The sequence below is a fragment of the bacterium genome (genome assembly GCA_029210965.1).
In the GTDB taxonomy this organism is placed as follows: domain Bacteria; phylum BMS3Abin14; class BMS3Abin14; order BMS3Abin14; family BMS3Abin14; genus JALHUC01.
The window spans coordinates 20,863-29,233 of sequence record JARGFZ010000032.1 but is presented as its reverse complement, the minus strand read 5'-3'; the positions used below and the strand labels follow the sequence as shown (position 1 = coordinate 29,233).

At 52.1% G+C, this 8,371-nt stretch carries 9 protein-coding genes; 5 read left to right on the top strand and 4 right to left on the bottom strand.

What is annotated here, in order from left to right:
- Nucleotides 1-339 precede the first annotated feature (339 nt).
- On the top strand, nt 340-771 hold the full coding sequence (locus tag P1S59_11025; protein ID MDF1526784.1) for a hypothetical protein: 432 nt from the start codon (nt 340-342) through the stop codon (nt 769-771).
- 140 nt (nt 772-911) lie between these two features.
- Here the strand turns inward: P1S59_11025 and P1S59_11020 are convergent, their stop codons facing one another.
- On the bottom strand, nt 912-1,511 hold the full coding sequence (locus P1S59_11020) for a transglutaminase domain-containing protein (protein ID MDF1526783.1): 600 nt from the start codon (nt 1,509-1,511) through the stop codon (nt 912-914).
- Nucleotides 1,512-1,760: 249 nt separating this feature from the next.
- Here P1S59_11020 and P1S59_11015 point away from each other — a divergent pair, with 249 nt between their 5' ends.
- Nucleotides 1,761-1,973, top strand: a complete 213-nt coding sequence (locus tag P1S59_11015; GenBank protein MDF1526782.1) for a hypothetical protein — start codon at nt 1,761-1,763, stop codon at nt 1,971-1,973.
- Between the two features lie 332 nt (nt 1,974-2,305).
- Nucleotides 2,306-2,845 (top strand): adenine phosphoribosyltransferase, encoded by a 540-nt coding sequence (locus P1S59_11010; protein ID MDF1526781.1) that lies wholly within the window; start codon nt 2,306-2,308, stop codon nt 2,843-2,845.
- Between the two features lie 30 nt (nt 2,846-2,875).
- Here the strand turns inward: P1S59_11010 and P1S59_11005 are convergent, their stop codons facing one another.
- Complete coding sequence (locus P1S59_11005; protein MDF1526780.1) at nt 2,876-3,169, bottom strand: hypothetical protein; 294 nt, start codon at nt 3,167-3,169, stop codon at nt 2,876-2,878.
- A 339-nt stretch (nt 3,170-3,508) separates the two neighbouring features.
- Here P1S59_11005 and P1S59_11000 point away from each other — a divergent pair, with 339 nt between their 5' ends.
- Complete coding sequence (locus P1S59_11000) at nt 3,509-5,725, top strand: response regulator (protein ID MDF1526779.1); 2,217 nt, start codon at nt 3,509-3,511, stop codon at nt 5,723-5,725.
- Between the two features lie 393 nt (nt 5,726-6,118).
- Nucleotides 6,119-6,829, top strand: coding sequence for a bifunctional demethylmenaquinone methyltransferase/2-methoxy-6-polyprenyl-1,4-benzoquinol methylase UbiE (gene ubiE, locus P1S59_10995; protein ID MDF1526778.1), 711 nt, complete (start codon nt 6,119-6,121; stop codon nt 6,827-6,829).
- Between the two features lie 131 nt (nt 6,830-6,960).
- Here the strand turns inward: ubiE and P1S59_10990 are convergent, their stop codons facing one another.
- Both P1S59_10990 and P1S59_10985 read right to left on the bottom strand, forming a co-directional pair.
- A complete protein-coding gene (locus tag P1S59_10990) occupies nt 6,961-7,488 on the bottom strand; it encodes a hypothetical protein (GenBank protein MDF1526777.1) in 528 nt (175 codons plus the stop codon).
- Complete coding sequence (locus tag P1S59_10985; protein MDF1526776.1) at nt 7,451-8,281, bottom strand: TolC family protein; 831 nt, start codon at nt 8,279-8,281, stop codon at nt 7,451-7,453. The genes P1S59_10990 and P1S59_10985 overlap by 38 nt, the downstream gene beginning before the upstream one ends.
- Between the last annotated feature and the right edge of the window lie 90 nt (nt 8,282-8,371).

The window sequence follows — 8,371 nt, the reverse complement described above, 5'->3', positions numbered from 1 at the left end:
CGCCATTCCCATTTATCTTTAATTGCCACACAGTTAGCTGACATCTCATTTGCATCATGAATAATGCGGGCTAGGTGACGTTTGCGGATCAGATGTCCTCAGCGATAAGCTGAAAGGGGGTAAGACTACCAGGGTATATTTTAAAGTTCTAGTTATCGCGAAAAGGTTCTTTGAAACAGAATTAAATCCAGCTGTCAGGAGGCAATTCCCGTGAAAAGAGCGATCAGAATCATTGCTGCATTCGTGTTTGTTATATCGATGATGGGTACCGTCTTCGCTGCGGATGTGGACACGAAGATGCTGAAGTAGACCGCCAACACCGTCCTGGCCGATTACGGCATGGACAAGACAATTGTCAAGGCCGTCAAAGCCCAGAACAAAAAGGGCCTGACCCTCAGTTATATTAAAGACACGGATCGCGTGTGGAGAGGCATACTGGATGGAACGATCGCTATCCAGGATGACATGATGGTCAGCCCATGCGCCGAAGCGGCTAAAAAGATTGTCAAAGCTCACCCCTACCTCTTTGAACTCTTTGTCACCGACAACCAGGGCGCCAACGTCTGCATGACGGACAAGACCGGCGACTACTGGCAAGGCGACGAGGCCAAGTTTGTCGAGGCTTTTAACGGCGGCATCGGTTCTGTTTTAGTGGCTGACGTCGAGGTGGAAGACGGAAAAAATCTATCCCAGGTCTCAGTACCAGTGATGAACAAGGGCAGGGCCATCGGCACAATGACTTTCGGTGTCAATGTAGACGTATTGAAATAAGATCGGGCCTTCGGGCCAGCTTTGCCGGTCGCATGAAGATTAAAGGAGCGCGCACCGGCTTAAAAAACAGATAAAGGCCCAGGGTGTTTCTGCCATCCTGGGCCTTCCTTTTGGATTAGGTTGATTGGGCCGTACCTATCCTACTGAGCGGAAGCATCGCCCATGCGGTTTAGCTGTGACACCACAGCGAACCCCTGGTCATTGAAGCAGTATTTCTCCGCACTTATAAAAGATCTGCTGTATTTTCTTTCAGGGAAATCCCCAAAATCAAAGTGACCGAGAAGGTTGGAAGGATCCTGCTGATAGTGTGTGCCGTCGTGGATGAGGCTTACCCAGGCGTGTTCCACCGTTCCTTCATCCGAGACCACCTGCCCCGTCACTACGAAGGTGGATTCAGGCTCCACACCCATGGCACGGTAAATACTGCACAATAGAACCGCTTTGCCCAGGCAGCTGGCCGCCCCTTCCCGGATTATGGTGCTTGGTCTTTCCACAGAACGCCAGGGCTCGAACTGGATCTGATCTCTGACGTATTTATAGGCCTCTTCAGGTGTTTGCAACCTCTCTGCAAGAGACTTTATGTCAGGGCTGTAATGTTCGATCAACCTCTTGTATTCAAGTGCATGGTTGACGCGCATGTTGGCAAAGTCCAGATGTCGCGTCGCCATTTTCTCACCCAGGATAAATCCAGTGCCGAAAATAACTGTTACACCAACTACAGTAAGAAGCGATTTTGTCATCCACTTCATATACACCCCTTAATTGTGATATTTTTCACTTTAACAGGAAAGGCGGTCAAAGGTCAAGGAGTGGACCTGAAAATCGTGATTGATGATGTTTCTGGCGGATAGGCCAAGAACATGATACCGTAAGGCTCAGTCAGGGAACTGACTACCGATCAGAACTGAAGCGCTGCAGCACATGGGGCAGATTGAAGGTCCCGATTATTGATCCTCACCAACCATTTCATCCACTCAAAGGACGGTTTAATGGCCAGACGCAACTATCAGTATGAAAAACGCCAGAAAGAGTTGGCAAAAAAGAAGAAAAAGGATGAGAAAAAGCTTCGAAAGGCAGAGAAAAAAGAGAGTGATGCGCTCACCACTGACGCAGAATCTGTTGCCGGGGACGGGGTAGAAGAGTCCGTAGAAGCAGGGGAAGAGTCCTCTGAAGAAAAAGCTGGAGAGCCCGCTGACGTGTAATCTTCGGGCCTGGAGCATCCCCCTTACCTTTATCCCGGGAAATATGCGCTCAGGCGCTTATCGTATATCATCCCATCCAAGTCAGTGAAGCCAGTGGTATCGTCTGTTGGAGTACCCAGCTGCCATATCGGTATTTCAGAAAGCAGGACAATTTCTGGAACTGCTTCCAGCACCTGGAACATGATGCATCAAGGGATTTTCAGTAACAATGAGTCCGGAATCGGCATCACCCTTTTCTGATCAACAGCGCTCTTCCTTCCTCGCTCCGTCTCTTGTATATTACACCGCATATCAGCCCGGATCGTAATGCCACCAGAAAAAAGGAGCCTTGCATGCCCATCAAATCACGGATAAGGTCCATTCCCGATTACCCCAAGGCGGGGATCATGTTTCGTGACATCACCACCCTGATAAAGGATCCTGTCGGGTTCAGGCTCGTCATCGACAGCCTGGCCCAGCACTACATATCTGATGATCTTGGTTTTGAGTTTGATACCATCGTGGGAATCGAAGCTCGCGGATTTATCATCGGGGGCGCTCTGTCCTACGTCCTGGGGAAGGGTTTCATCCCCATCCGGAAGAGGGGAAAACTGCCCGGTGAAACGGTCCAGGAGGAGTACATCCTGGAGTATGGAACTGACATTATCGAGATGCACAGGGACTCCCTGTCAGATGGAGAGCGCGTGATCCTTATCGATGACCTGCTGGCCACCGGGGGAACGACTCTCGCTTCAGCAAGGCTTGTGGAAAAGCTCGGAGGAATCGTGCAGGAGATCTCCTTTATCGTGGACCTGCCGGACGTGGGCGGGCACAAGAAGGTTATAGATGCCGGGTACAAAATTTTCAGCCTCACTCAGTTTGAAGATGAATAAATAAATTGACGGTCTGAACCGTCAATTTATTTATCTGTTCTCCACATCCAGTCGAATGAGGTATCTCTTCGGAAAACTGGTATCACTGTTGCTTCTGTTACTGGTATTGACCACCGTATCCACAGGAACGATGCGGTCACCTTCTATCCTGTAAAGAGACAGGACTTCCCCCGTCACGCTCTCCTTGACCGTTACGTAGACCCCTTCGTCGATTACCGTCGTTGAAATCGTTCCCTCCACCTGGGCCGAAACGGAGCCCGGGAGCATCAAGGCAAAAATAGTCGCAGTGATTAACACCATCGAAAGCAAAGGTATCTTCTTCATGTTTTAACCTCCATAGAGTCTGTATTTCCCTGTCACATGGTCCTTTACTTTTCCTGTCCAAATTGTTGAAAATATTACAACTTTTGATTAACCTAGGCCTTGTCGGCCGTTCCAACGGCATGGGGATCAGCTTTCCAGGTTTTTTTCACAACCCACTGACCTGGAAACACCATGAAACAGGGGAAGACTCCTAACAAACTGTAATATAAGGTATTTTTTACAACGCTACCCGTTTTTGATCCCCTGGCATTTACTCCTCTTGCAGTGTCAGAAGTGTTAATATCCTGTCTTTCCTTTTTTGACTATAATCGGCATAATTTTCGCAAGGATATAGACCTTATGAGCTGGGAACCTCTCATTTACATCATAACTCCGGAAAACTCCGAGAGAACCGCATTAAGGGCCCAACTGCTGGGAGCCGATTACAACATTGCCGCCTTTCACAGTTCCGACGAGGCGCTGTCCTGCCTTGCCGACAGCATACCTCACCTTATCATTGTGGATGCCGATCACGCCCAGGATGAGACCGGCTCCTTCTCCGACCTTATGCAGCGACTTGAAGAGGCATCTCCCCTCCCCCTTCTGCACCTGAGGGAACCTGATGGCGGAGATTACGTTCGGGACATTCAGAGGGATTCCTGTGACGACACCCTTATCAGGCCAGTCAAATCCCTGGAGCTTCTTTCCAGAGTGGGGTCGCTGCTCAGGAACAGACAGCTCCTCGGCCAGATCCGTATCCAGGAAAGCTTCTTTGCCAGCAAAAATATCAAACCGTTTTGCGCCAACAACTCCCCTCCCACCATCCTTCTGGTTGAAGATGAGGCGGCCGAGTTGGCAAATATCCGACGCGTGCTGGAGGGGATCCCCTGTAACGTTATTGAAGCCAGGAACTCTGCCGATGCCCTGTGGCACGTTAAAAGACAAACACCCCAACTGGTTATCGTGGACCTTCTCTTTCCGGATCTGGACGGCCTGGAGCTTTGCCGATACCTGAAAAGACAGGAAGAGACAAAATACACGCCGCTCCTGATGCTTACTTCGGTTCCCGAACTCGACAACAGGATCGTAGGGCTTAACTCAGGGCCAGACGACTATCTTGTAAAACCGTTTAATGACATGGAAGTTCTTACCCGCGTCCGCCGGCTGCTTTACAGGAATCGAGGGCACCGGAAACTTCTTGGGAACAATCTGCTGCTCAATCAGCACGGGTTTACAGACCCTTCCTCCGGGATTCCCGGGCAGGAGTTCTTTCGCTTCGTCTATCCTGAGATGGTCAACTGGTCCCAGAAGGCTCAGCTTCCCTTTACCGTCGCCAGGATCAGGGTATCAACAGAAGAGAGTTTCCTTAAGATCTCCAGTGAGACGCGATCCAACCTCAGAAATTTTGATCTTGATTTCATCACAGGAGACTTGGACCTTTCCCTCATTCTCCCTGAAACACCCTCTGACAGGGCTCAGATAGCCCTTGAGAGAATACTTGCCCGTTCCGAAGAGATCGGGGTTCCCCCCTGGGAAATTCGCCTTGTCACCGTTTCCATCGGAGAGAATACCTGGGATCCCCGCCGCATCAGTGACATGTTCAAAGCCGGACCACATGACCTCACAGGACGGAAAGTTCACTCGGCAAACGGGCAAAAGATCTTGATTGCGGGGGACAATACTGGGAGTAGTGACCTCGTCACCGTTCTGAATGCACAGGGGTACGAAAAGGTTGAGGCTCTTCCCCTTGAAGGAGACCGCGCTCCTGGAAAAGTTAAGGCAAACCTCGTTATTCTTCAGGGGGATCTGGAGAAAATACCCGCACTGCTCCAGCGCCTGATACCATCTCTCACTGACCCTGAAACTCCTGTTCTTATTAGATACACTGGACATGTGGGCGGTTCCCCTGCACCCTCAATACCGGATTCTGCCGACTATATCCCTCCTGGATCCGGCACTGATTATTTCCTCCACAGGGTCCGCAACTCTCTGAACATGGCACAGCTGAAGTCAGGAACCGAAGAGGTCGGAAGTTTTCTCAAAAAGCTCATACGGCTTCTGGAGGAGGGGGACGTAGATGTTCAGGGCCACGGCCAGCAGGTGTCCAACCGTGCGGTGGCCCTCGGAACACGCCTCGGACTTGACCGGGAAGAGCTGGAAGCCCTGAGATGGGGGGGGCTGCTCCACGATGTGGGTAAGATCTTCCTGCCCGGAAAGATCATGGCAAAAGAGGGGATGCTTTCTGCCGAAGAGTTCATGATGGTCAAATCACACGCAAAGCTTGGCTACGATCTATGCCGGGCCTTCACCATGCTCGACAGCGCCCTCCCCATTATAAAGCACCACCACGAGCGATCAGACGGAAAAGGTTATCCCGAGGGCCTTAAGGGTGACAGCATCCCCCTCCTGGCAAGGATAGTTTCGGCAGTTGATGTCTACGATACCCTCACCAGACGTCGGCCCTACAGGCCAGCCTTCACACCGGAGGAGTCGGCCGGAATCCTGCGCCTGGAGGCCGACAAGGGGATGTGGGACCAGACGATCGTGGAAGAGTTTTTGAAAATGATTGAGGGCTAATTTCAAATTTCAGATTCCAAATTCCAGATAGAGGCCGGAGCGATGCTCCGGCTTTTAAGTGCCTGCTAAAACGGTTAGACCTTTTTACGCAGAGTTGCGCAGAGGTTACCATAAGGAACCATCGCAGAATTACGCAGAGAAAAATTTAAACGGAATGAGAAAACCCTTAATTCGGGAGAGCATATTTCATTGCAAGAGCGATAACCTGGTTTTGATCTTCTTTTGCGTGCTGCGTTCTGTGTTCTGCATTCTTTCCTTTCACCGATTTCCCGTTTCTCCGTTTCTCCGTTTCAAGGTTCGGACAACTGATCCTAACTTGCTTTCCCTTCTAATTCCATCTTGATTCGGATATATTTTAGAACGTCAAACACCTCAGCATTACCGGAGAGTTAAATGTCCGAACCTATAAAAACCGGTTCCCCCGCCGTCCGCAAAATGTTCTCGTCCATCGCGGGGCGGTACGACCTTTTAAACCGCCTTTTCAGCCTGGGCATCGATGTGCGGTGGCGGCGGGAACTTGCCTCCGAGATACCGGAAGGGGGAAACAGCCCTATCCTCGACATCGCCACCGGCACTGCCGACGTGGCCATGACTCTGGAAGAGAGGTGCCCCGGCGAGCGGCTCATCGTCGGAACCGATTTTGCTCTCCCCATGCTGCGAATCGGCGCGGGCAAAGTTTACGCCGGCGGGTCTAAGAGGGTCCGGCTTACGGGAGGAGACGCCTACGCCCTTCCCTTCAGGGAAAACACCTTTGGGGCCGTTACCATCGCCTTCGGGCTGCGGAACCTGGCTCACCGGGTTGAGGGGCTCAGGGAAATGGCCAGGGTCCTGGTTCCTGGAGGACGGGTGATCATCCTGGAATTTTCCCCCGTGGACAGGCCCCTGTTAGGCCCCCTTTTCCGTTTTTACTTTCACCGGGTCATGCCCTTTCTCGGGGGGATGATCTCAGGCAACCCTGAGGCCTACCGCTACCTTCCCGAATCCGTGGATCAATTTCCTGATCCGATCCGCCTCGGCCAGGAGATGTTGGAGGCGGGGTTCACGGAGGTTAAATGCAGGGCTCTGACTTTGGGGATCGCGTATCTGCATGTGGGGGGAAAATAGGCCATTGAGAATTCCGCATTGAGCATTGAGGATCCAGAGCAACAACGGCGCGGCATTAATCCTCAAATTTTTTATTCCTGATTCTCCATTCGGATTCCCTCTACACTCTACACTCTGCACCCTGCACTGACTTATTCCCCTTTCCCCGAAAAAGCCATGGCTGACTCCAAAGACTCATCGAAACGGAGCAGTTCCTTCCGGGCAGCCGTATACCTGCGCTGGGCCTTGCGCTGAGCGCCCGCAGCGAAAAGGTCCCCTATCCTGTGGGACACGCTCCGGCCAGTCCGGTTTGAAACCGTGGCCAGCCTCCCGAAGGTCGTTTTCTTAAAGGTAGCCAGGAAATGGTCCTCCAGCGAGGCGATCAGTTCGTAACTACCCGCATCACCCTGTCGACCACAGCGGCCGAACAGCTGGCGGTCGATTCGGCGCGCGTCATGGTGCTCGGTGGCAATAACATGCAGCCCCCCGAGCTCCTCCACTCCAGGTCCCAGCTTGATGTCCGTCCCTCTGCCCGCCATATTTGTAGCAACCGTCACATGCCCCAACTGACCTGCCTGGGCAATGATCTCGGCTTCCTGGGCATCCTGCCGCGCGTTGAGGACCCGGTGTTTGATCCCCCTTTCATCCAGAAGAGCAGCCAGGTGTTCGGAAGCGGCCACTGAGCGTGTCCCCACGAGAACCGGCTGTTGTTGGTCGTGTATCCCCTCGATCCTGCTGACGATACGCCGCTTTAAAAACCTCCAGGGAGGCAAGCTTGCCCGCACGGATCCTGTTCCGAACCTCCTTCAGGAGGTTCTGGGCCAACTCCAGCGATGTTCTGGCAACATCCAGGTCCGCACGGGCGAAGAACAGTTCCCAGTAGGCCTCAATAGCGCTTGCCACAGCTGTATATACCGATTCGTCATATTGGAGCCTGGATATTTCCAGGTTGTTCCTGGCCATGCGAATGCCCGTTGTCGGTATATCCTCTCCATATCCCCTGAGCAGCGGCCGGGTCAGAATAAAGGCCACCTCGGACTCGTAGTAGGGTTCATCAAGAACGAACTCCAGGTCGGTGGTCACCCACTCCGTCCCCAACCTGAATTCGTATGTCGTGCCGTAGGGAGAGTTGAGTTGCAGACTCATGTCCCCCCGAAAATTTGCTTCGCTGGTTGGTGCCAGACTTGTAGGTGTCTCGTCCTCAACAGTGGAATGGCTCAGGGAGAAGTTGAAGGTTGGATCGAACTTGCCCTGTTCATAGAGGACCGACGCCCGCGATGAGGCTAAAGTGTAACTTTCAGCTTCAATATAAAGATTCTGCACGATGGAAATTTTCATTGTCTGCGCGAGGGTGAGGTTTCCCAGGTCAAGGGCATATGCACCGTTGATGGGCGCAAGTGACAGGATAACGATCGCACACACCGTAAATAGTACGCTTGCAGACCTGCATTTGTACGAGACAACGGTAAACACGTTTCCTGACCTTTCTCCCTCCAGTGTTTACAACCTGAGATGATTAGACCGGAGACGGGGCCAATGTCAAGGAGCAGTAATCGGTAATCA

Bases quoted from the DNA above. Each gene is read 5' to 3' on its own strand.
- P1S59_11025 (MDF1526784.1), top strand. From the start codon at position 340: ATGGACAAGACAATTGTCAAGGCCGTCAAAGCCCAGAACAAAAAGGGC.
- P1S59_11020 (MDF1526783.1), bottom strand. From the start codon at position 1,511: ATGACAAAATCGCTTCTTACTGTAGTTGGTGTAACAGTTATTTTCGGC.
- P1S59_11000 (MDF1526779.1), top strand. From the start codon at position 3,509: ATGAGCTGGGAACCTCTCATTTACATCATAACTCCGGAAAACTCCGAG.
- P1S59_11015 (MDF1526782.1), top strand. From the start codon at position 1,761: ATGGCCAGACGCAACTATCAGTATGAAAAACGCCAGAAAGAGTTGGCA.
- P1S59_11010 (MDF1526781.1), top strand. From the start codon at position 2,306: ATGCCCATCAAATCACGGATAAGGTCCATTCCCGATTACCCCAAGGCG.
- P1S59_11005 (MDF1526780.1), bottom strand. From the start codon at position 3,169: ATGAAGAAGATACCTTTGCTTTCGATGGTGTTAATCACTGCGACTATT.
- ubiE (MDF1526778.1), top strand. From the start codon at position 6,119: ATGTCCGAACCTATAAAAACCGGTTCCCCCGCCGTCCGCAAAATGTTC.